The sequence below is a fragment of the Methylobacter sp. genome (assembly GCF_030680395.1).
Classification (GTDB): Bacteria; Pseudomonadota; Gammaproteobacteria; order Methylococcales; family Methylomonadaceae; genus Methylobacter_A.
On the sequence record NZ_JAUXVR010000027.1, the window covers coordinates 1 to 22,926 of the forward strand.

Annotated in this window: 23 protein-coding genes and 1 tRNA gene; 18 read left to right on the top strand and 6 right to left on the bottom strand. The window is 46.1% G+C overall.

Annotated features, from left to right (window positions below; genetic code table 11):
* The 5 genes from Q8L79_RS11460 to Q8L79_RS11480 form a co-directional block, all read right to left on the bottom strand.
* Positions 1 to 966, bottom strand: a 966-nt coding sequence (locus Q8L79_RS11460) for a GumC family protein (RefSeq protein ID WP_305271276.1), incomplete at its 3' end; no start/stop codon positions are given.
* 150 nt (positions 967 to 1,116) lie between these two features.
* A complete protein-coding gene (locus Q8L79_RS11465) occupies positions 1,117 to 1,710 on the bottom strand; it encodes a polysaccharide biosynthesis/export family protein (protein WP_305271279.1) in 594 nt (197 codons plus the stop codon).
* A 79-nt stretch (positions 1,711 to 1,789) separates the two neighbouring features.
* Complete coding sequence (locus Q8L79_RS11470; RefSeq protein WP_305271282.1) at positions 1,790 to 3,076, bottom strand: outer membrane beta-barrel protein; 1,287 nt, start codon at positions 3,074 to 3,076, stop codon at positions 1,790 to 1,792.
* Positions 3,077 to 3,133: 57 nt separating this feature from the next.
* On the bottom strand, positions 3,134 to 3,973 hold the full coding sequence (locus tag Q8L79_RS11475) for a hypothetical protein (RefSeq protein ID WP_305271285.1): 840 nt from the start codon (positions 3,971 to 3,973) through the stop codon (positions 3,134 to 3,136).
* Positions 3,974 to 4,594: 621 nt separating this feature from the next.
* Positions 4,595 to 4,681, bottom strand: a tRNA-Leu gene (locus Q8L79_RS11480).
* Between the two features lie 248 nt (positions 4,682 to 4,929).
* On the opposite strand from Q8L79_RS11480, the gene rnr reads away from it, so the two are divergent.
* The 15 genes from rnr to Q8L79_RS11555 all read left to right on the top strand — a co-directional run bounded on the left by rnr (position 4,930) and on the right by Q8L79_RS11555 (position 18,541).
* Positions 4,930 to 7,170: a ribonuclease R gene (rnr, locus tag Q8L79_RS11485; RefSeq protein WP_305271288.1), complete on the top strand. Its 2,241-nt coding sequence runs from the start codon at positions 4,930 to 4,932 to the stop codon at positions 7,168 to 7,170.
* Complete coding sequence (gene rlmB / locus Q8L79_RS11490; RefSeq protein ID WP_305271291.1) at positions 7,167 to 7,913, top strand: 23S rRNA (guanosine(2251)-2'-O)-methyltransferase RlmB; 747 nt, start codon at positions 7,167 to 7,169, stop codon at positions 7,911 to 7,913. The genes rnr and rlmB overlap by 4 nt, the downstream gene beginning before the upstream one ends.
* A 16-nt stretch (positions 7,914 to 7,929) precedes the next feature.
* Entirely contained in the window at positions 7,930 to 8,553 is a 624-nt protein-coding gene (ccmA, locus tag Q8L79_RS11495; RefSeq protein ID WP_305271294.1) for a cytochrome c biogenesis heme-transporting ATPase CcmA, read from the top strand.
* Positions 8,553 to 9,227, top strand: a complete 675-nt coding sequence (gene ccmB / locus Q8L79_RS11500) for a heme exporter protein CcmB (protein ID WP_305271297.1) — start codon at positions 8,553 to 8,555, stop codon at positions 9,225 to 9,227. The genes ccmA and ccmB overlap by 1 nt, the downstream gene beginning before the upstream one ends.
* A gap of 50 nt (positions 9,228 to 9,277) precedes the next feature.
* On the top strand, positions 9,278 to 10,171 hold the full coding sequence (locus tag Q8L79_RS11505; RefSeq protein ID WP_305271622.1) for a hypothetical protein: 894 nt from the start codon (positions 9,278 to 9,280) through the stop codon (positions 10,169 to 10,171).
* Positions 10,172 to 10,221: 50 nt separating this feature from the next.
* On the top strand, positions 10,222 to 10,983 hold the full coding sequence (locus Q8L79_RS11510) for a heme ABC transporter permease (RefSeq protein WP_305271299.1): 762 nt from the start codon (positions 10,222 to 10,224) through the stop codon (positions 10,981 to 10,983).
* The gene (gene ccmD / locus Q8L79_RS11515; protein WP_305271301.1) at positions 10,983 to 11,141 is read left to right on the top strand and encodes a heme exporter protein CcmD; all 159 of its coding nucleotides are present in this window, start codon (positions 10,983 to 10,985) and stop codon (positions 11,139 to 11,141) included. The genes Q8L79_RS11510 and ccmD overlap by 1 nt, the downstream gene beginning before the upstream one ends.
* A gap of 3 nt (positions 11,142 to 11,144) precedes the next feature.
* On the top strand, positions 11,145 to 11,594 hold the full coding sequence (ccmE, locus tag Q8L79_RS11520; protein WP_305271304.1) for a cytochrome c maturation protein CcmE: 450 nt from the start codon (positions 11,145 to 11,147) through the stop codon (positions 11,592 to 11,594).
* Positions 11,591 to 13,564 carry a heme lyase CcmF/NrfE family subunit gene (locus Q8L79_RS11525; protein ID WP_305271307.1) on the top strand — a complete coding sequence of 658 codons (1,974 nt, stop codon included), beginning with the start codon at positions 11,591 to 11,593 and terminating at the stop codon, positions 13,562 to 13,564. Before ccmE ends, Q8L79_RS11525 begins: the two co-directional genes overlap by 4 nt.
* On the top strand, positions 13,557 to 14,087 hold the full coding sequence (locus tag Q8L79_RS11530; RefSeq protein ID WP_305271310.1) for a DsbE family thiol:disulfide interchange protein: 531 nt from the start codon (positions 13,557 to 13,559) through the stop codon (positions 14,085 to 14,087). Before Q8L79_RS11525 ends, Q8L79_RS11530 begins: the two co-directional genes overlap by 8 nt.
* Complete coding sequence (locus Q8L79_RS11535) at positions 14,087 to 14,560, top strand: cytochrome c-type biogenesis protein (protein ID WP_305271313.1); 474 nt, start codon at positions 14,087 to 14,089, stop codon at positions 14,558 to 14,560. The genes Q8L79_RS11530 and Q8L79_RS11535 overlap by 1 nt, the downstream gene beginning before the upstream one ends.
* 2 nt (positions 14,561 to 14,562) lie before the next feature.
* Positions 14,563 to 15,792 (top strand): c-type cytochrome biogenesis protein CcmI, encoded by a 1,230-nt coding sequence (gene ccmI, locus Q8L79_RS11540; protein ID WP_305271624.1) that lies wholly within the window; start codon positions 14,563 to 14,565, stop codon positions 15,790 to 15,792.
* The gene (gene hemN, locus Q8L79_RS11545; protein ID WP_305271625.1) at positions 15,792 to 17,171 is read left to right on the top strand and encodes an oxygen-independent coproporphyrinogen III oxidase; all 1,380 of its coding nucleotides are present in this window, start codon (positions 15,792 to 15,794) and stop codon (positions 17,169 to 17,171) included. Before ccmI ends, hemN begins: the two co-directional genes overlap by 1 nt.
* An 8-nt stretch (positions 17,172 to 17,179) precedes the next feature.
* Positions 17,180 to 17,386, top strand: coding sequence for a SlyX family protein (locus tag Q8L79_RS11550; protein ID WP_305271316.1), 207 nt, complete (start codon positions 17,180 to 17,182; stop codon positions 17,384 to 17,386).
* A gap of 78 nt (positions 17,387 to 17,464) precedes the next feature.
* Entirely contained in the window at positions 17,465 to 18,541 is a 1,077-nt protein-coding gene (locus Q8L79_RS11555; protein ID WP_305271319.1) for a phosphotransferase, read from the top strand.
* A 34-nt stretch (positions 18,542 to 18,575) separates the two neighbouring features.
* On the opposite strand, the gene Q8L79_RS11560 is transcribed toward Q8L79_RS11555, so the two are convergent.
* On the bottom strand, positions 18,576 to 19,127 hold the full coding sequence (locus Q8L79_RS11560) for a Smr/MutS family protein (RefSeq protein ID WP_305271321.1): 552 nt from the start codon (positions 19,125 to 19,127) through the stop codon (positions 18,576 to 18,578).
* Positions 19,128 to 19,201: 74 nt separating this feature from the next.
* Here Q8L79_RS11560 and surE point away from each other — a divergent pair, with 74 nt between their 5' ends.
* The 3 genes from surE to Q8L79_RS11575 all read left to right on the top strand — a co-directional run bounded on the left by surE (position 19,202) and on the right by Q8L79_RS11575 (position 22,820).
* Entirely contained in the window at positions 19,202 to 19,957 is a 756-nt protein-coding gene (gene surE, locus Q8L79_RS11565; protein WP_305271324.1) for a 5'/3'-nucleotidase SurE, read from the top strand.
* The gene (locus Q8L79_RS11570) at positions 19,954 to 20,616 is read left to right on the top strand and encodes a protein-L-isoaspartate(D-aspartate) O-methyltransferase (protein ID WP_305271327.1); all 663 of its coding nucleotides are present in this window, start codon (positions 19,954 to 19,956) and stop codon (positions 20,614 to 20,616) included. Before surE ends, Q8L79_RS11570 begins: the two co-directional genes overlap by 4 nt.
* 566 nt (positions 20,617 to 21,182) lie before the next feature.
* A complete protein-coding gene (locus Q8L79_RS11575) occupies positions 21,183 to 22,820 on the top strand; it encodes a tetratricopeptide repeat-containing response regulator (RefSeq protein ID WP_305271330.1) in 1,638 nt (545 codons plus the stop codon).
* Positions 22,821 to 22,926 lie beyond the last annotated feature (106 nt).

Genomic DNA, 22,926 nt, shown 5'->3' on the forward strand with positions numbered 1-22,926 from the left:
TTGTTGGCGTAAACTCGATATTAAAGACGAATTCAACACTTCGGAGACGCTGTCAATGTCACGCCCGCTTTTGGCAATGGCTTCTATTTGCTGATATTTGGCTTCAGCTTCCGCCCGCTGGGCGCGGGCGATAATTAACTGGCTGTTGACTTCCGACATTTGTTGTTGCGTAAGCCCTACCTCTTTCTTCACTTCCAGTAAGTCATGGGTTTTACGATATTGCTCCACGGCACGTTCTGAAGACTCTACTTTGAGCTTCAATTCGCCAAGCTGGTCATTTAGCCAGTCGGTCGCTTTTTTAGTCGCATCAAACTTGGCTTGTAATTGCCCGACAATATATTTATCGGCAATTTCATTGGCGATTTTTCCTGCTAGTTTAGGGTCTTCGGATTCAAACCCTACATTAATGACCTGCGAACGTTTGACTTGCGAGACGTTCAGTTTTCCAAGGAAAGTATTGGTCAATCTCGTTAAGCGCGCTTCTTCTTTTTCTTCATCAGTACGACTATCAATTTTCACTAGTCCTATAGCTTCTTGCCAGGATTCAGGCAAGAAATTTTTAAGACTGAATTGCGCTAAAAAGCCGGGCTTTCCAAGTTCAGGATTAAATTCTTTGTATTGTTCCAAATGCAAAATATCAATAATTTTATGCGCTAATTCACGCGATTTAACCACTTCCATTTCGCCAATTACTGCCGAATCGCCTTTCAGATTACCGGTCATAACCTCTTCAATATCGACTACTTTGGCAGCGTTGATGCCAATCAGCAATTGCGTTGTAGCCGTATAACGAGGCACTAGCTGATAAATAATCAATATCGCCAATATGCTAAGAGAAAAAGTCACGCTCATCAATAAACGCTTTCTCAGCCACAGGGTATGAAAAAAGTTAATCAGTGAAAGCTCTGTATTATCATTTTGTGAAAATTCGTTGGACACTAACGATTGATCTTTTGAATCGTACACGACGGTTTTCTCGGTAATATTAAAAAAGGTGGGATATTTGAAAATATCGAAAGATGGAACATGGATGACACTGATTTAAACGGGTCTTGACGAATTTATTTATTAGCCAAATAGGCGTTATCCGTGCTGTATTTGATGACAATGTAATAACTAAAAATAACGCTCTTTAATGTGAATCACATCGCCAGGTAATACTTTTTCATCCATGTTGAGGGTAAGCTCGCGCTTTTCCGGATCATTCATATGAATAACCACGACGTAATCTTCTTTAGCCCGATAGGTATAACCTCCGGCAATAGCCACAGCATTAAGATAGGTCATACCATCGACATAAGGGTAAGACTTAGGTTCCTTGACTTCACCCAAAATATAAAAGGGTCGGTAATTAAGTACTTGCGCACTAACACGGGGATTAAGCAAATAATCGGGCTTTAATTTATCGGCAATGCCTTGTTCAACTTGTTTTACCGTTAAATCTTTAGCATTAACATCGCCGATCAACGGTAAGGAAATCTGGCCTGCGCCATTGATAGTGTACTCGCCTGACAAGTCTTCCTGATTGAACACGGTAATTTTCAGTAAATCGCCGGAACCTAAGCGATACTCTCTATTTAATGAAGCTGAATCCTGATTTTGCGCTTGTTGCGTATTATTTTCTTTAGCAGCGCACAAGGATGGATAAAAAAATACACTGCACAACAATAATGATGGGAGTGAAAAAAACTTAATACGGTACTGGCTCATCTTTTCTCACAAAACATGCTATTTATGAATCGGTGTCACACATTACCTTAATGTATATTAAAACTCAACCGCGCCGGGTTCAAAACTCTCCTCTCAAATTAAGCATTACTTGATGCACTTCATAGTTACTAAACAGATAGTTAACATCCCGGCTTTGATAAGTATACGACAGAACTGTAGATAAATTTCTATTCAGCAAATACTTGGCGCTTACATTAGCGCCATAAATTTTATCCTGACGATTTTCCCGGTTTGCAACAGCAGAGCCTTGATAGTCATTATTGGTAAAGCTGCCGTTAGCGCTAAGAAGAACATTACGCAGTAATTCGTGATCAACGCCCAAACTTACACCGGTTGTTAAAACGCCAGCAACACCCTCCTGCGTGGTTTCATTAATATCATGACTGAGTTTACCGTTAAAAGTGCTAAGCGCTGTAGGGCGCCATTTTAATTTGACAAATCCGTTAATTCCGGAAATGCTTGGTAATCGGGAATCTACATAATCACGTTGCAAATAACCGACAGACATATCGCCTGTCACCAATTCGGTCATTTCAAACGCCAAACCAGCCAACGCATTGTAGCCTGACGAATTACGATTATAGGCTATGCCGGAACCGCTGGAACGTACCAAATCATCATAATCAACCTCTTTATACACCAGGTTTATATAGCCCTCATATTCCGGTTGGATCTCGTATCCTAAACGAATCGAAGGCGCATGTTCCCAATGGTTACGAGTGCTCATTGCTAACACTGAATCTAGCGAAGTGAATACATCTTGATAATCATAGCGAACGGTATCTAAACCCGTCTTAATCGACACCCGGTTTAGCTTATGCGAATAAAAAGCTCCCATAACTTTGCTATCGTAAAAGGTCGGACCTTTGCCGGCAATCTGATCAGGAGATCCCCGGTCTTCATGTAAGCTGTTATAGGCGAATCCTAGATCCAAATGGCTATCCCGAACGACATCCAGTCGTCCATCCAGGCGGGTAAACATATCTTGATAATTATTGAGATTACCTTGGGTGGCATACTGTGTAAAATCGCTATCAAACATCAAGTTAAGCGCGTGCCGACTCCAATCCGAACGTACATTCAAACCGGGCTTAAAATGCGCAACATAACTATCTACCGGACTCAGTTTTTTGTCCTGCTTATAAATATTGGAATCGTACTGGTTATCAATATCCAACTTGGGTGAAATGATAAAAGATCTTGCGCGTATGCCGACTTTCTCATACTCGGAAGTTTGACGTTCTTTGTTTACTTTGGCGTCGTCTGTACTGTCATAAGCCGATACGGTTCCACAGCTTGCAATACTTAACAAAGAAATGACCAAGAGATTATTTTTCTTATGCATGGTAGGTTTGGTTATTAATCTTAAATTAAAGGTCGCTTGTTATAATCGAGAGTGCATTTAATTCGGGCTAACAGGTTTTTTATTTTCGACTATATCGATGATTTTCGTCTGCAGATTAGGATTAATAGTTATTACCGCTCTGATTATCTCTCCAGCCAGCGATCCCGCTAAATCAGGGCTAGAGCCGCCTTGGCTCATTGCTGCAACAGCAGCGGCAATTTTACACGAGTCATCAGTGCAACTCTTGAGTGTGCTTTCTAAAGCATTTGTTATAGCATTTTGTTTAACAGCGGAATTACTTGTCGTTGATTCTGATTGGGCAAAAACATGACTCGGTGAAATAACTGCCACGCCAACAACCACCTTTACAATATCCGAAGCTAACTGAGGCGCTGCGGCGACAGCTGCTGCCGTGATTTTTGCCATTTCAGCTGGGGCCGCAGTGACAGCGGCCTTTGTAATAGCTGTCGTGGACGTAGATGGCGCAGCAGCAATAGCTGTTGTCACAATCTTCACCGCACTCTCAGGAAACACTTTTGCAACCGCGTATGCGATAGCCGCCGCCGCATTTGGATTTGCTGCGACAAATGCTTTTGTAATCTCCAGTACTCTATCAGGATCGGCTACCGCCGCTAACAGAGCTTTCTCTGCAATAGCCTCAACAGTTTTAGAATCCAGAGGATTGCCCGTCTGGTCCGTAAATTGTATTTTTGCCGCTGTTGTGATTATTTGCTGTACTTGGGCTGGATTGAAATCGGCATGTGCCGTTAACGGCACACCTAGCGATACAGCCAACACAATTAATTTAAACTTATCAACTAGCTCATTCATTGTTTTACCACCACTTTGATTTCTTATTATTTGTTCATGTTCAGAAAGAACCAAATGCAATGGCATAGAATTATAGGCTTTTGGCTCTCATTGTCTATGAAAACGCGGGTCAAACTTTCAAATCATAAAAAAATTTTGCCGTTAATTAAATAAGTACTAATACCTAAAGCAATTCTCATTATGAGGATTGCTGGTGCTGTTTCGATAGTTTGCTGTATTAGCCGGTAGTAATTTGATTCGGTTTAAAACCAGATTGGCATCGACTCTGGTAATTTCGTCAATTGGCTTATCACTGATTCTTGTAAACTCAGGGTTACTGCTCTGTGCAGTCTGTATGAGGGAATTGATATCTTCGGTTGTAAATCCCGCCGCGCGCAGTGCAATAATTTCTTCCACGGAAAACTTAACATGTTTATTGCCATTGGTGTCCGTTTTGATAGTAAGGCCAATTATTTTAGGGGATCAGGCGGCCGTATTTTTTTATTATTTCCTCATAGATGAGTTGATCAAAATAGTCATCATATGATGAACTCAAGTCGGCCGAACAACGGCCTCAGAACGAGGTGGGGCGGCGTTTAATGAGATATTGAGGTGAAGCGGAGAGACAGTTTGTATAAAACAGAGAAAATTACTCTCCACGTTTTGCTAAAAAACGGGTAAAATCAATAAGAAAGGGATATAATCGAATGGTGCCGAGGAGAGGACTTGAACCTCCACGGGGTTGCCCCCACCAGCACCTGAAGCTGGCGTGTCTACCAATTTCACCACCTCGGCAGAGGCTAGCTGTAAAAGCTAAAGTGAGCGCGCACTATACCCACCCTCTTTGATTTTGTCAATTAAGCGCGAAGTTTTTACCTAAACTTAAATGATTTCGAGTTAGACATAGTGACGTTACCTCGAGCTAACGGAGAATAGTTCTTTGTTATACGACCCAAAAACTTTTCTCTTTCAATCCTAATCGATATACTAAGCTTGTATAAGATATGTTTATTGTATCCATCCTCTTCTATTTAATTATTTAAATGACATTGAAGTCTAAAAAAGACGTTGATTTTAATTCAACAAAAGATCCATATGCTCAGCGCGAAGCTGAGAAATATGAGAACCCTATTCCCAGTCGCGAATTAATTCTCCAATTAATCGAACATGCTGGAAAGCCTTTGCGCCGTGAAGAAATCGCAGAAGCGTTTTCTCTTGAAGCCGAAGATCAGCTAGAGGCTTTACGCCGCCGATTGCGGGCAATGGAAAGGGACGGGCAGCTATTGTTTAATCGGGGCAAAAAATATTGTCTGGTAAATAATGAAGATCTAATTGCCGGGCGTATTATCGGCCATGCGGATGGTTTTGGTTTTCTTAAGCCGGATGATGGGTCGGACGATCTGTTTTTATCGCCACGAGAAATGAATCCCTTGCTGCACAATGACCGGGCGCTGGTGCGTGTTGCCGGGGTCGATAAAAAAGGTCGCAGGGAAGGCGCTGTTGTTGAGATTCTACAGAGAAATACGCATCAAATTGTAGGCCGACTTTATAAGGAAGATGGCTTTACCTATGTAGTGCCTGATAATAAAAATATAGCGCAAACTGTCTTGGTTCAAAAAGGCGGCACCGGCAACGCAAAACAAGGGCAGATTGTCGTCGCGGAAATTATTGATCAACCGACTCAGCTTCGACAGCCTATTGGCCGAATCATTGAAGTCATGGGTGAGCACATGGCGCCGGGAATGGAAATCGACATGGCGATTCGTTCCTATGAACTGCCTAATCATTGGCCTGATGAGTTGTTGGAAGAAATTAAACCGCTTAAAAATGAGGTGCCAGAGTCAGCTAAAGAGAACCGGGTCGATTTGCGGAAAACTCCGTTAGTCACCATTGATGGCGAAGATGCCCGCGATTTTGACGATGCCGTTTATTGCCAGAAAACCCCTAAAGGCTGGAAATTACTGGTTGCGATTGCCGATGTTTCGCATTATGTGCAGATTAACTCGGCTTTGGACAAAGAAGCTCAAAAACGCAGTACATCGGTGTATTTCCCTGAACAGGTCATACCGATGTTGCCGGAGATTTTGTCCAATGGATTGTGTTCGCTTAATCCGCATGTAGACCGCTTATGCATGGTATGTGAACTGTATATTAACGAGGAAGGGCAGGTTACACGATCGCGTTTCTTTGATGCGGTGATGAGCTCTCATGCAAGATTGACCTATACCGAAGTGGCAAAAATGCTTGTCGATGGCGATAAGGCATTAGCCGAGAAATATAAAGCCTTAATGCCGCACTTGCAGGAGTTATATGCGCTTTATAAGGTTATGCGGGTGAGCCGTGAAAAACGCGGTGCTATGGATTTTGACACTCAGGAAACCCGGATTGTTTTCGGTGCAGAGCGTAAAATCGAAAAGATAGTGCCTGTGGTGCGTAACGATGCGCACAAATTGATTGAAGAGTTTATGATCACCGCGAACATGGCGGCGGCGCGTTTTTTAAATAGTAAAAAAATGCCCAAGCTGTTGCGGATACACGACGGTCCGAGTGCCGACAAGCTGCTTAACCTGAAAACGTTTCTTGGTGAACTGGGTTTGAGTTTAGGCGGAGGTGCCAAGCCGACGCCGCTGGATTATATGCATCTGATCGAGTCAATCAAAGACAGGCCAGATGCGCATTTGATTCAGACTGTATTGTTGCGCTCAATGTCGCAGGCCGTCTACAGTCCCGAGTTAAAAGGCCATTTCGGCCTGGCGCTGGAAGCTTACGCGCATTTTACGTCGCCTATCCGGCGTTATCCTGATTTACTGGTTCATCGCGCGATCAGGCATTGTTTGCAGGGCAAACCGGTGGAAAGCTTTTTCTATGGGGTTCCCGATATGGTGGTGTTGGGCGAGCAATGCTCCGCCAATGAGCGACGCGCCGATGATGCCACGCGGGATGTAGTGAGCTGGCTTAAATGCGAATACATGATGGATAAAGTCGGAGAGGAATTCCCCGGCATTATTTCAGCGGTTACCTCGTTTGGTTTTTTTGTTGAACTGGCCGAAATCTATGTTGAAGGTTTGGTTCATATCAGCAATCTGGCGCAAGATTACTTTCATTTTGACCCAACCAGTCACCAGTTAAGGGGCGAGCGTACCGGCATTAATTATCGGCTGGGCGACAGCGTCAGGGTCAGGGTCGTCCGCGTCGACCTGGACGAAAAGAAGATTGATTTTGAGCTGGCGCAAAAACAAGCCGCGATGGATACCAAACCTAAAAAAAGACGCCGTAAAAAATGAAATTAAGCAAAATATACGGCATACATTCGGTACAGTCGGCTTTAGATTATTCCCCTAAAAAAATCGGTAAAGCCTGGGTTGACAGCCAAAGACAAGACAAGCGCTTGACGCAGCTAATCGATGATTTATTGGATTTGGGCATAGAGCCGGAAAAAGTTGATCGTAAAAAACTGGATCGTTTTGCGGAAGGCAGCAATCATCAAGGCATAGTGATCGAAGTTGAAATGCCCGGCGAGTTGTCGGAAAGCGATCTAAAGGACGCTGTATTAACGCTGTCTGGAACGCCTCTATTTTTGGTGCTGGATAATGTTCAGGATCCGCATAATTTCGGCGCTTGTCTTAGAACCGCTGACGCTACCGGCGTGCATGGGGTCATTATCACCAAAGATAATGCCACGGGGATTACCCCGACAGTCTGTAAAGTGGCTAGCGGCGCTGCTGAAACCGTGCCTGTTTATCAGGTGACCAATTTGTCCAGAACCTTGCGCTGGCTCAAAGACCAAGGCATCTGGGTTATGGGAGCTGCGGGTGAAGCAACGCAGACCGTCTATCAAACCGATTTTACGGTGCCTTTGGCTTTGGTCGTGGGTGCAGAAGGAAAAGGATTAAGACGGTTGACCAAGGAACAATGCGATGTGCTGGTTAAATTACCCATGCTGGGCCAAGTAGAAAGTCTTAATCTGTCGGTTGCAACCGGTGTGCTGCTTTATGAAACCGTGCGGCAGCGATTGCTTACTGCTTGATTGTCACTTTTACGTAATGCGAACAAAATCAACATACTCCCTTGTAGGTACGGGTTTAAGCTGTATTCGCGATGATCGGGTGCTGTTTGAAGAACTGGCTTTTAAATTGGTTTCAGGGCAGGTTTTATTGCTGGAAGGTAAAAACGGCAGCGGCAAGACCTCATTGCTGCGCATTTTATGCGGATTTCGGGAGCCTGATGCGGGCGAGATTAACTGGTGCGGCGACGCGGTAAAAGACAGTCAGTTTTATGCGCAGATGGCTTATGTCGGTCACTTGGATGGCATTAAAAAAGAACTGACCGTATTGGAAAATTTAAAAATGTCTGTGGCTTTAAGCAGTGCCGGCCAGTATTCCATTGATGAGGCTTTAACCAAGGTTCATATGGCAGACTACGATGATGTTCTCGTTCAGGCTTTATCGGCGGGCCAGAAAAGGCGGCTGTCTTTGGCAAGATTGTTGATTACCGAAAATGTGTTATGGATACTCGATGAGCCCTTCACCTCATTGGACAAGCAGGGCATTGCCCTGATCGAAACCTTAATGACCGAACATTGCGCCAACGGCGGAATGATTGTTCTCACCTCGCATCATGACATAGACTTACATGGTGTGGATGTCCAGCGTATTAATTTATCCTGATGTCTCTATCCCGCGCATTTTTTGCCGTTATTCGGCGCGACCTGGTTTTGGCTTTACGGCGCCGTTCGGAAATAGCCAACCCGCTGCTGTTTTTTATTCTGGTAATAACCCTGTTCCCCTTGGGCATCGGCGCGCAGCCGCATTTATTGCAAGCCATCGCGCCGGGAATTATCTGGGTTTCCGCGTTACTGGCGGCGATGTTGTCTCTGGACAGCTTGTTTCGTTCGGACTTTGATGACGGTTCACTGGAGCAGATTTTATTAAGTCCGCATCCGACTTCGGTGCTGGTGCTGGCTAAAATTATCGCTCATTGGTTAGTGACCGGTTTACCGCTGTTGGTTGTGGCGCCGCTGCTGGCGGTTTTTTTAGGCATGCCCAATCATGCTCTGGGAATCTTGTTGCTGACCTTGCTGCTGGGAACCCCCGTATTGAGTTTAATAGGCGCGATTGGCGTTGCGCTAACCGTGGGACTGCGTCGGGGCGGCATGATTTTGTCGCTGCTGGTTTTACCGTTGTATGTTCCAGTGTTGATTTTCGCCGGTAATGCGGTACAGATGGCAGGCAGTGGATTGCCTGTCGATGCGCAAATCAATATTTTGATTTCCATTTTATTAATGGCTTTAGTGCTGGCGCCTCTGCCGGTAGCGTCAGCATTAAAAATGAGTATTAATTGATAATATCTCGTAGAATAATCGATCATATTATCGACTTGGAATAAATGATGATGGCATCAGCTAAGTATTTGTCTGTTTTTGCACCGGCTACCCAGCAACAAAGAAAAGAAAATTTTGATAAGTACTGGGAGTTTACCCAGCAGCATGGTGGGGAACTGTTCGAAGACGATAAGGATTTGGCTAAAAAACGTGATCGACTGAAGCATTTTCAGGATAACCCGGTTAAATTGCGCCAGCCACTGGCTGATCCTGATGCTTTTTATCGCAATTACGTTGATATGCAAGACGACCCTAAATCACTGGATCGTATGACGCTGATGCTGACAGGCGTATACAAGTTTGCCAGACATGAATGGGTGGGCATTAAAGGCGCCTGGGATGCAATACCCGATATGGCGAATTCACATACCCTGGAAGACAAAATCAGTCGCGTGCATTTGGCTGAAGAATTTTGCCATGTGCGCTTATTTGATGAAATGCTCCGCACTTGCGGTTTGAATAAAGTAGAGTGGGTTCCTTTAGGGCCGATCAAAGAAAAGATCTATGAGCAGTTTCCTAAATTGCCCGGTTTTTTAATGGACGCTCCGGCTTTCGTCACCGAGTTGATGGGGGTGACGTTCTATTGTCATTTATATCGCCTGTTTGACGAAGTACTGACCGATGAGCCCGAAGTGCGCGACCGTTTAAAAGAATTGCTGGATGAAATTACCCTTGATGAAGTGGCGCATGTCGGACAACGAAGAAATTTTGTCGGGCCGATAGGCATCAAAGTCTCAAAATGGCTGGTTAAGCCTTTTTATACGATGTTCTTTAATGATATTCCTGAAGTTGGGCAATTGTTCGACGTTGAGCAGATGATTAAAGACGGCGTCGCTTTTGATTTTAATGAATTACCTGAGTATATGATCGAACGCAGCTGGATTCCTTCATACTGCAAAGCCTAAAATACAGACTTTCCGTATATTTTAGTTTTGAACCTTTAGCCTGATTTCCTATGTTTTTAATTCCAGATCCTGTAGTCCGATTTTTTCATCGCATGGCATCTCCGCCGCATTTTTACGCGTTTACCGAGCGATTAATGCCGTGGCTGGTGGTTATTTTTCTGCTGCTAACAGCCGCCGGCCTTTACGGCGGCCTGTATCTTGCGCCTGCCGATTATCAGCAGGGCGACAGCTACCGCATTATCTATATTCATGTGCCCAGCGCCTGGATGTCGTTATTTATCTACGTCGTTATGGCGGTTTCAGGCGCAATAGGCTTGGTCTGGCGTATCAAGCTGGCGGAGATTGTGGCTATCAGCAGCGCGCCGGTCGGTGCCAGCTTTACCTTTATCGCGCTGGTGACCGGTTCCTTGTGGGGCAAACCAATGTGGGGGACTTGGTGGGTCTGGGACGCGCGGTTAACGTCTGAATTGATATTGCTGTTTTTGTATCTCGGCGTTATCGGGCTTTACGGCGCGATAGACGATAAGCGCACCGCGTCCAGGGCCGTGGCTATTTTGGCCTTGGTCGGCGTGGTCAACATCCCGATTATCCATTACTCAGTCGAATGGTGGAATACGCTGCACCAAGGGCCGACGGTAACAAAAATGGATAAGCCGTCCATCCATGTCAGTATGTTGATCCCGCTGTTGCTGATGGCGGTAGCGTTCAAGTTTTATTACCTGATCGCCATGCTGCAGAGGGCGCGTACCGAATTGTTGCTGCGTGAACGTAATGCGCAGTGGGTTAAGGTCATGATCTCGGAGTCGAAATAATGAGTATGCAGGAATTTTTCGCAATGGGCGGTTATGCCTTTTATGTCTGGACCTCTTACGGCCTGACCTTAATCGTGCTGCTTGCCAATATTATTATTCCGGTGGCGCAACGCAAACAGTTTTTACGTTCCTTAGCGCTCAAGCAAAAACGGCAGTAAATCATGAAACCAGCCAGAAAACAGCGTTTAATGCTTATCGGCCTGATGGTCATCGGAGCCGGTCTAGCCACGGGGTTCGCGCTTAAGTCCTTCAATGAAAATTTGATGTACTTTTTTTCCACTACCGATGTTGTAGAAGGCAAAGCGCCCAAAGACACCTTGTTTCGATTGGGCGGTATGGTTATTAAAGGCTCCGTGGAAAGGCCGAATGACGGACTGATGGTGCGCTTTAAATTGACCGATTTCAGTAAGGATGTGACCGTCGAATACACGGGCATCCTGCCGGACTTGTTCAGGGAAGGGCAGGGTATCGTTGCCCACGGCAGGTTAAATGCACAGGGCGTATTTATCGCCGAAGAAGTGCTGGCCAAGCATGATGAAAATTACATGCCACCGGAAGTAAAAGACAGTTTAAAAAACCAGCCTGCGCCAGTTACAGGCCAAAAATCATGATTGCAGAGTTGGGTCATTTTTCACTCATTCTGGCCTTATGCATGGCTGTTACTTTGGGGATATTGCCCATTATCGGTGCTTCCAGGTCTATTTCCGGCTGGATCGCTGTCGCAAGACCCGCCGCGTTTGGACAACTATTATTCATGGCGGTTTCATACGGTTGCCTGACCTATGGATTTTTGACGCATGATTTTTCCGTCGCCTACGTTGCCAGAAATTCCAATACCGCATTGCCGGTTTTGTATTTGGTTTCCGGTGTCTGGGGCGCGCATGAAGGCTCGTTATTGCTTTGGGCGCTGGTTTTATCCGGCTGGACAGGTTTGGTTGCGATGTTCAGTCGCGCTATTCCCGATACTACCGTTGCCCGGGTTTTAGGGGTAATGGGACTGGTCTCTATCGGTTTTATCCTGTTTTTATTGCTGACCTCGAATCCGTTTGAACGACTGTTTCCTGCGCCGCTGGAAGGCCGCGATTTAAACCCTTTGTTGCAGGACCCGGGATTGGCGATACATCCGCCGATGCTTTATATGGGCTATGTAGGCTTTTCCGTGGCGTTCGCTTTCGCTATTGCCGCGTTGCTTGAAGGTAGGTTGGATGCGGCTTGGGCGCGCTGGTCAAGACCTTGGACCAACATCGCCTGGATGTTTTTAACCATCGGCATCGCCTTGGGCAGTTGGTGGGCTTATTACGAATTGGGCTGGGGCGGCTGGTGGTTTTGGGATCCTGTCGAGAACGCCTCATTCATGCCCTGGCTGGTCGGCACAGCGTTGATTCATTCTTTGGCGGCCACTGAAAAACGCGGCGCGTTTAAAACATGGACGGTATTGCTGGCGATTTTTGCGTTTTCTTTAAGTTTGCTGGGTACCTTTCTGGTTCGATCCGGCGTATTAACCTCAGTACATGCGTTTGCCAGCGATCCTGCAAGAGGTCTGTTCATCCTGATATTTCTGGCCGTCGTGGTGGGCGGTTCGTTATTGCTGTATGCGATAAGAGCGCCCTACGTCAAGAGCAGCGCAACGTTTGAACTCGTTTCAAAAGAATCTGCAATATTGCTGAACAACGTACTGTTAGTGGTGACGGCCTCCAGTATTTTGTTGGGTACGTTGTATCCTTTGGTGATCGACGCGTTGGGATTGGGCAAGATTTCGGTCGGCCCTCCGTACTTTAATGCCGTATTCATTCCGTTGATGGCACCGCTGGCGATTGCCGTGGGCTTGGGCATGTTATTGCGCTGGAAAAGGGACAATATCAACGTGATTGCATTACGGGTGCGTTGGGTTGTTTTGGCTTGTGTTGCTGGCGGATTGCTGCTTCCGTTGGGCATGCCGTTTTATTCCTGGGGCGCGGTATTGGGCTTAACGCTAGCGTTATGGACGGTTGCCATTACCGTGATGTCTTTTGTCGACAGGATGGGTCCGCAGGGTTTTTCATGGCAACGGCTGCAAACCGTACCGGCCGGTTTTTACGGTATGACCGTGGCGCATCTGGGCATTGCCGTATTTGTGATCGGCATTACCCTGACGTCCGTTTACAGTGTCGAAAAAGATGTTCGCATGGCGCCTGACGACAAGCTGGATATGTCCGGCTATATCTTTGAATTTCACGGCGTAAAACAAACCCAGGGACCAAACTATATTGCCGAACAGGCTTTTGTAACCGTCAGTTATGAAGGTAAGCAGGTCGCCAAACTGGAGCCGCAAAAGCGGGTTTATCAGGTGCAAAAAATGCCGATGACTGAAGCGGCTATCGATGCAGGATTGTTCAGGGATTTGTTTGTTGCGATAGGCGAACCGTTGGGCGATAAGGGCGCATGGAGCATGAGGATTTATTACAAGTCGTTTATCCGTTGGATTTGGCTGGGTGCGTTGTTTATGGCGGCGGGCGGGCTAATCGCCGCCTGTGATAGACGGTATAAAATGCCGTTGCCCAGCAAGAACTTGGGCGCAAGCGAGGTACCGGTCGATGCTTAAGTACCTTCTTCCTTTATTATTATTTACCGTTCTGGCAGTATTTCTGGCGCTGGGACTAAACCTTCATCCCGGCGAGATTCCTTCGCCGCTGATCAACAAACCAGCCCCGGCATTTTCAGCGCCCAAGCTGCAAACGCCTGCGGAAAAATTATCCGGGGCCGATTTGAAAGGCAAGGTCTGGCTGTTCAATGTGTGGGCATCGTGGTGTGCTTCGTGTCGTTCCGAACATCCGATACTCAACCAATTGGCGCAACAAAAAGCGGCCATTATCGTCGGCTTAAATTACAAGGACGAGCCGGAAGCGGCCTTAGGCTGGCTGGCGCAATTGGGCAATCCTTACGATGTCAGCATCATGGATCAGGACGGGCGTATCGGTATAGACTGGGGCGTTTACGGTGTGCCGGAAACCTTCGTGATTGATAAACAGGGCGTGGTTCGATATAAGCATACCGGCCCCGTTACGCCTGACGATGTGCAGCAAGTATTCCTGCCTTTGATCGCCAAGTTACAAGCTAAAAACTAATGAAGTATTTATCTATCATTCTCTTGCTGATACTGTCCGGCATAGCCTGTGCCGGTGTCGAATATCGTCAGTTTGCCAATTCTGATCAACAAGAAGCTTATGAAACGCTGACCTCGGAACTGCGCTGTCTTGTTTGTCAAAACCAGACCATCGCCGATTCCAATGCGGAACTGGCCGCGGACTTACGCAGACAGGTCTACGAAATGTTGCAACAAGGCAAATCAAAACAAGACATAGCTCAATTCATGACCGATCGCTACGGCGATTTCGTTTTATACAATCCGCCCTTTAAGGCCAAAACCGGCGTATTGTGGATAGGGCCGGTGGTATTTTTGTTAATCGGTTTGATCGTTGTGTTTTTGTTTGCACGGCGTAAAAAGACTGCCTCCGTCCTGCAGGCCAACACAGGGAACGAGAACGCTGAGAAATTGGCAAAAATCCGCAATTTATTAGAGAAAGGTGATCAGTCTTGAATATGCTATTTTTGCTTATTGTTAGCGTACTGATCTTAATCGCCTTTCTGATTGTTCTGCCGCCGTTGTGGAGAAAACATCCGGTTGCCGAGGCAGACCAGGATCAGCGTAATATCGCCATTGCTAGGCAACGATTGGCTGAACTTAAGGAACAACTGCAAGCAGGCGCATTAACTCAGGCACTTTATGACGAGCAGCTGGTCGAACTTGAACAGGCCTTGAGCGATGATCTCGATATAGAGAGCCATGTCAACGCATCGCCATCGCAAGGCCGGTGGATGGCGCTGGTGCTGATGTTGGCAATTCCTTTTGTAACGGGTTCGCTTTATTGGGCGCTGGGTAACTACCCGTCATTAACTCAAGTTGATCAACCGGCGGCAGCAAATCAGGCAACACCCGAGCTGGAGCAAATGAAAAGCATGGTTGCCGGGCTTGCGGAGCGCCTGCAAAAACAACCGGACGATGCGCTAGGCTGGACTATGCTGGGCCGGTCCTACAAATACTTGCAGCAATATCCTAAAGCTGTCGAAGCTTTTGAACATGCGTACAGGTTGATAGGCGATCAGCCGGAAATCATGCTGCTTTACGCCGATGCTTTAGCCTTTGCCAACAACGAGCAGATGGCCGGAAAACCTTCGGAACTGGTGTTTAAAGCCTTGGCGATGGAACCCAATAATGTGACCGGTTTATGGCTAGGCGGCATGGCAAAAGCGCAAATAGGCGATTTTGCTGCGGCAATGGATTTGTGGAAAAAACTTGAAGCGCAATTACCGGCAGGGTCCGAAGCTCAGCAGGAAATACAGGGTTTGTTGGTAAAGCTCTCCACTCAGGTACCGGCAGGTACTGCTGCGCAAGCGGAAGCAAAACCCGTACAACCGGCTAAAGCAGTGAATATTGATGTTCAGGTAAGCTTAGCGCCCGAGTTGCAAAAATCAGCCAGCCCTAATGACACCGTTTTTATTTATGCTCAGGCATTATCCGGCCCCAAAATGCCGCTGGCTATCGTGCGTAAACAGGTGTCCGAATTGCCGGTAACCGTCAACTTGACCGATGCGATGGCGATGATGCCGACCATGAAGTTATCGAATTTCGAGCAAGTCAAATTGCTGGCGCGCATTTCCAAGTCCGGCGATGCGATACAAAAGCCCGGCGACTTGATAGGCGTGGTCGAACAGATAGCGTTGACTGATAAAGGCCCTCATAAAGTAGTCATTAACAGCCAAATAAAATGATGGATCAATCTATAAAATTCGATTTGGGCCTTATCAATCGCTACGATAAGGCCGGTCCCCGTTATACCTCTTACCCGACTGCGCTGGAACTGCACGAAGGCTTCGGCGACAAGGAATATCGCCGACACATCGCCAAATCCAATGCTGCAGGCGGGCCGTTATCGCTGTATTTCCATATTCCTTTTTGCGATACCGTCTGCTTTTATTGCGCATGTAATAAAATCGTCACCAAAAACAGAAAGCATGCAGAACCGTACTTGGCGAATTTGTGCAAAGAAATTGCGATGCAGGGCTATTTGTTCGACTCCAGCCGAATCGTTAATCAATTGCACTGGGGCGGGGGTACGCCGACTTTTTTAAGCTACGAGCAGATGAAAACCTTGATGGCGGTAACCCGCCAGCATTTTCAGCTAAGGGATGACGACAAGGGCGAATATTCGATCGAAGTCGATCCCCGGGAAACCAACGACCAGACCATAAAGCAACTGCGCGAACTGGGCTTTAACCGGGTCAGTTTGGGTCTACAGGATTTTGATCCGGCCGTACAAAAGGCCGTCAATCGCCTGCAAAGCGAAGAGCAGACGTTCAGTGTTTTGGAGGCCGCCCGTGCCGAGGGTTTTCGTTCAACCAATATCGACTTGATCTACGGCTTGCCGCTGCAAACGGTCGAGACTTTCGCCCTTACGCTGGATAAAATTCTGGCGGTAGCGCCGGATCGTTTCTCGATCTTCAACTACGCCCACATGCCCGCACGGTTTAAAACCCAGCGTCAGATTAACGATGCCGATATGCCGACGCCCGACGTCAAGTTGGCTATTTTACAGATGGTAGGACAACGGCTCACCGAAGCCGGTTATGTTTACATCGGTATGGATCACTTCGCCAAACCCGATGACGAACTCGCCGTTGCCCAGCGGGAGAGACATTTGTACCGCAATTTTCAGGGCTATTCCACGCATTCGGATTGTGATCTGGTGGGCTTAGGGATTACTTCCATCGGCCGGGTAGGCGATGCGTATATCCAGAATGTCAAAGAGCTGGACGAATACGACCAGCTTATCACTCAGAATAAATTGCCGGTATTTAAAGGCGTCGAACTGGATAATGACGACAAGCTGCGCCGTGCGGTGATTACCCAACTGATTTGCCATTTCGATTTGGGCTTTGCCACTATCGAACAACAGTTTGCCATTAACTTTGCCGACTACTTTGCGCAGGAGCTTCACGCATTAGCGCCGATGCAAGTCGATGGTTTACTGGTTTTATCGGCGGAGGGCATCAAGGTGTTATCCTCAGGCCGTCTGCTGATCCGCAACATCTGCATGGTATTCGATAAGTACTTGGCGCAAAAACAGCAACAGTTTTCAAAAGTTATTTAAGTCGCCTTATGAATGAAGATCGCATCATCGAATTGGAAATAAAAATCGCTTATCAGGAAGATTTGTTGCAGGCATTGAATAAGATAGTCGGTCAGCAGCAGCAACAGATAGATCGCTTGGAAGCGACTTGCAGAATGCTTAATGAGCGAATTAAAAGCTTGTCTGTTGAGGGTAGCGGCGGCGAAAGTGTCGAGGAAGTACCGCCGCATTATTAGCCGTTGAGCAGAATCGTAGCTATAACTCAAATTAGCTACAAACAGCGCCAAAGAATTATCCATAACTATAATAATAAAATGAAGCAGACCATTCTTGTACGCCATCCAGGCGACTTAACGGTTTCCTGGGCTCAGCAAGTCGTTGAACAACATGATGCCAACACCGTCGTTACCAAGGTGGATATTGTTGCCGTAGACATCGGCACCACAACGCGCGTTTGTGTCGCTGTTGAACATAATGGCCCGAACACCTTGCCGAACCGGTGGTTTATAAAATTGCCGTCACTGGCATGGCGGGCGAGGATGATTACGACGTTACCGCGACTATTACAGACCGAAGTGCGTTTCTATAATGAATTGGCGGAGGCTATTCCCCTTAGCATGCCTGTTTGTCTGGCGGCGCAAAGCCGGTTTGGTTACGGTTCGACATTGGTGCTTGCCGATATTGCGGAGTTCGATGGCGTTCCCAGTGCCGCCAGCGATACTTTGACACTTGAGCAAGTGACTTTGGTTGTTGAACAGCTTGCCTGTAGTCATGCGCGATTTTGGAATAACGTGCATCTTGACCCAAAATATCGCTGGTTAGCCGGGCCGATCCGAATTTTGGAAGATTCACTGGGTACAGCTTTGGCTGTGCCGTTGATGAAGCGAGGCTTGCAGCAGGCAGGGGTGCATATACCTTCTGTTCTACATGCTCCAGCCCTTCATTATGCCCGGCATCGCCGAGCCGCAATGCGTTTTCTTTCCGACGCGCCCAAAACGCTGGTTCATCACGACTGTCATCCCGGTAATTTATTCTGGAACAAGAACAGATCAAGGGTTGGTTTTCTTGACTGGCAACTTGTCCGCATCGGCGAAGGCGTCGGCGATGTGGCTTATTTTTTGTCAACTGCGCTGAGTACAGAAACACGGAAGCTTTATGAGGCAGAGCTGTTGGTCAAGTATGCTCAAACATTGTCGGACAATGGGGTGGTAGATTTTGATAACACCCGGTTAGTGCAACGATACCGCGCTCACCTTGTTTATGCTTTTGAGGCCATGGTGGTTACACTTGCTGTGGGCGGCATGATGAATTTGGATTGTAATTTGGAGCTGATACGCCGAACGGCGGCGGCTGTTGAGGAACTAGACGCCTTCTCCGCCCTGCCGATATGAAACGTGGGATATAAGAACGGCAGGAGTCCTGTCCTTATGCATCATATTTTTCAGACAACTGCAATAACACAAAAACCGCCCCAGTCCCTCCGTCTTTAGGCGGTGCGGAGCAAAAGGCCTGAACGTCTTTGTGTTGCCTCAGCCATATGTTGAGATTGTTTTTTAGTACGGGATGGTTATCGGTCGAACGATAACCTTTGCCGTGGACAATATGTACGCAACGGCAGCCGTCTTCTACGCAGTCATACAGAAAATGCAGCAGTTGCCGTTTGGCCTCATTGCTGTTAAGTCCATGTAGGTCGATTTCTGCATCCAGTCCAAACTGTCCTTTGCGTAGTTTTTTTAAGACATTATGCTGTAGTCCCGGAGCCATAAAGCTCAGTGAGTCTTCAAGACCCACTTTTTCAATATCACATTCGACTATGCCGCTTAAGTGTTCCTCTATGTTAATGGCCTGGGATTTGGGGAATGGCTTGGGTTTGCTATCCTTTGTTAATAGCACTTTATCGCTTTTTACAGCGTGTACTTTACCGATAGTGAGACGAAATAAATCGCTGTCTTCTGGAGTAGGGTTTTTTTTTGCCACGAAAGCTGATTTTGTTGTGTATTGTTGCTAATATGGTCGATTTTATAGCTTAATCGGCTTCAGGGCGATTGATAATGCATATTTTGTTAAGTAATGATGATGGCTACTTGGCTGAAGGGCTCAATGCATTAGCCAATGCATTGAGCCCTCATGCCGAAATATCCGTAGTAGCTCCAGATAGAAACCGTAGCGCGGCGAGTAATTCTTTAACGTTGGAAATGCCGTTACGCGCTTATGCAACGGACAACGGTTTTATTAAAGTCGATGGTACACCCACCGATTGCGTGCATTTGGCAATAACCGGCTTGTTAAAAAACGAGCCGGATATGGTCTTTGCCGGTATTAATCATGGCTCTAATTTAGGCGATGACGTGCTTTATTCGGGTACTGTTGCGGCAGCGTCCGAAGGGCGTTTTTTAGGGTTGCCCGCCGTTGCCATTTCGTTGGCGGGCAGTAATCCAGTTCATTTTGAAACCGCTGCACATGTTGCAGTGACGCTGTTGCGGCAATTGATCAACAGTCCCTTGCCGCAAGACACTATCCTCAATGTCAATGTGCCTGATGTTTCCCTTAAAGACTTAAAAGGCTATCAGGCAACCCGGCTCGGTCAGCGGCATAAATCGGAGCCGGTCATCATGAGTCAGGATCCTCGCGGGCGCATTATTTACTGGGTAGGGCCTCCGGGGGCGGAGCAGGATGCAGGTCCCGGCACTGATTTTTATGCCATTAATGCAGGTTTCGTGTCGGTTACCCCGTTACAGTTGGATTTGACCAGGTATGAACGGATCAATGATTTAAAGGCGTGGCTGCCCGAGGAGCATGTTTTATGATTCAAAGCCTGCAAGGAATAGGCATGACCTCTTCGCGCACCCGTGAGCGCATGATTAATCGGTTAATGGAGCAAGGCATCCGAAGCAACAAAATTTTGGATGTCATACGCAATACGCCCAGGCATATTTTTATGGATGAGGCCTTGGCCAGTCGCGCTTATGAAGATACTGCACTGCCGATTGGCTACAATCAGACGATTTCACAGCCTTATATTGTCGCAAAAATGACAGAGCTGCTGTTGGCCTCATCAGGTCGATTGGCAAAAGTGTTGGAAATAGGCACCGGCTGCGGTTACCAAACGGCAATTCTGGCGCAGCTTGTCGATCATGTCTATTCCGTTGAAAGAATCGCGCCGTTGCAGAAAAAAGCTAAAGATCGGCTCTGGAACTTAAAACTCAAAAATGTCAGTTACTTGCACAGCGATGGCGGTTGGGGATGGCTGGGTCATGCGCCGTATGATGGCATTCTGGTTGCTGCCGCACCGCCTGAAATCCCGGAAATGCTGTTGCAGCAAATGGCTGTCGGCGGTGTGATGGTTATTCCTATTGGCAAAGGCGGTAGCCAGCAGTTACAGAGAGTAACGCGTACAGAAAGTGGTTATGATGTTGAAAAGTTGGAGCCGGTTATTTTTGTGCCTTTTTTATCCGGAAGGAAATAAGTTTTTTTCGAAAACTGCATGACACAATCTTTTGCAGAATTCTCATTTTTTCGATGCCGCGCCAATGGGCCGTAGTCATTTTAGTGTTATAAAACGCTATTTTTCGCGGATAACCGACGTTGATCTGTTTTTATATTTGACAGCATTGTGCCCTGGTTACAGGTCATCCATTACCCGGAAAATTAGTCGCCCTTCAGCAAAAAAAATCGGTTCGAACGGTGCGAATTTTGGACGATATTTGCGCCAATTTCTTACAAAGGCGTTTTACTATGCCTGCTGCTGTTCTTAATAGGGTGATTTTTGTCTTTTTTGGTGGGAGACCACTGCTTCTAACATCTCTTCTGCGGTATGTTTTTGTTTCGAGTTAATCTAAAAGCGATCAACAGTGCTTAGTCTATTGAAGTGATGAATATTAATAAGCAGCATAAAAGTTTGTGTTAATTCGTGTTCTGGTTGGCATTTCTATTTTATTGGAATTATTAACGATAAGTGGCATGTTATTTTTGAGACAAAGTAAGCAGTTATAGAATTTTCCGCGCATCAATTTAAGGTTAAGATCGGTTCCTATGAAAATGAACTTTGACTCAAAAAAGATTCTGGTGATCGAGGATCAGGCGATCATACGAGAAACCATTAAACACATATTATATTCGTTGGGTGTACGACACATCGTTGAAGCGGGAACCGGCGTTAATGGCATAGTGGAGATGAGGCGCAGCCAATTCGATATTGTCCTCTGCGATTATAATCTTGGCGACGGGAAAAATGGCCAGCAGGTTTTGGAAGAAGCAAAACATTTTAAGTTACTGCCGTTTAATGCTGTTTTTATAATGATTACCGTTGAACAGAGCAAGAATATGGTGCTCAGCGCTCTCGACTGCAAGCCTGATGATTACCTGATAAAACCCTTTAACCGCCTGCAACTTTCAACCCGGATCGAACGATGTATTGTCCGCAAGGAATATCTTGCCAGTATTGAACGTGAAATAGATATAGGTAACGTTTATCAAGCGATACAAAACTGTGAAAAACTGCTTCAGCAAGGCGATAAAAAAACGCGCTTACATGTATTGAGGATACGCGCCGACTTGGCGCTTGTAATCAGTGATTTCAAGGCAGCCAAAAGAATTTATGAGGAGATACTGCAAGAAAGGGAGGATATTCCCTGGGCTAAGTTGGGCATAATTGTTATCGTGTTTTTTGATGGTAATTATGAGCAGGCTGTTGAGTCTCTTCAGCAGTTTATCGGTCAATATCCTATGATGTTGGAAGCTTATGACTGGTTGGCAAAGTCGTACGAAGCCTTAGGTGACAATGAAGAGGCGTTAGTCACGATTAACCTGGCGATTGATCTTTCACCTCAAACTATTTTAAGACAGCAAAGACTGGCCTTGTTGGCTGATAAAACTGAAAATATTGAAGTTGCAAAAAAGGCCTATAAAGCAGCGATTAGTCTAGGCAAACATTCTGTATATGGATCATCCAGTGATTTTTCAGGTTTGGCTAAAGCTCACTTAAAATCCAATTCAGCTGGCGATGCACTGAAGATATTGAATGACATGAACAAATGCTTTTTTAATGATCCGGATTCAAGGCTTAGAGCTGCAATATTGGAAATCGAGATCCAAAAAGCAAAAAATAACGGCGTAGTGGCGGAGAAGCCTTATGAAAAGGCATTCAAATTAAACGAGCAGTTTGGTAAGCAAATAGCCAGAGAACTACGCCTGGAAATGGCAAAGATCAGTCATCTGAGCGGGGCCAGTGAAATCACCGATGAAATTCTTACGGATTTAATTAAAACCAACATTGATGATAAACATTTTATCGGTGACATTGACAAAATGTGTAACACATTTATCGGTGATAATTATGCGAACGATTTGATTGATCGGATAAAACAGGAGTTAGTGGGTATTAATAATGCTGGAGTCAACTTATTTAAGGAAGGCAAAATTAAAGAGGCTCTCGCAATTTTTGAAGATGCGATCAAAAAAATGCCTAATAACAAGGCAATCACTTTAAGCATGCTGAAAATCAGTATCCATGATCTTAAAACATCTAGACCCGATCCTAAAAAAACCATGCTGGTTCAGTCTTATATCAATAACGCTATTAAAATAGGTGTTTCCCACGATCAAATTGGCAGTATTCAACTGGAGCTTGACAAGATTCAATATCAAAATCCATTAACCCAAAAATCATAGTTTACCCTATTGGATTATCTGGGAACTTTGCGAGCAATTGGCTTTCAGGTTTGCTGATATCGGGTAACGATAAATAGAATGCGCTTGATTTTAGGTGATTTACTAC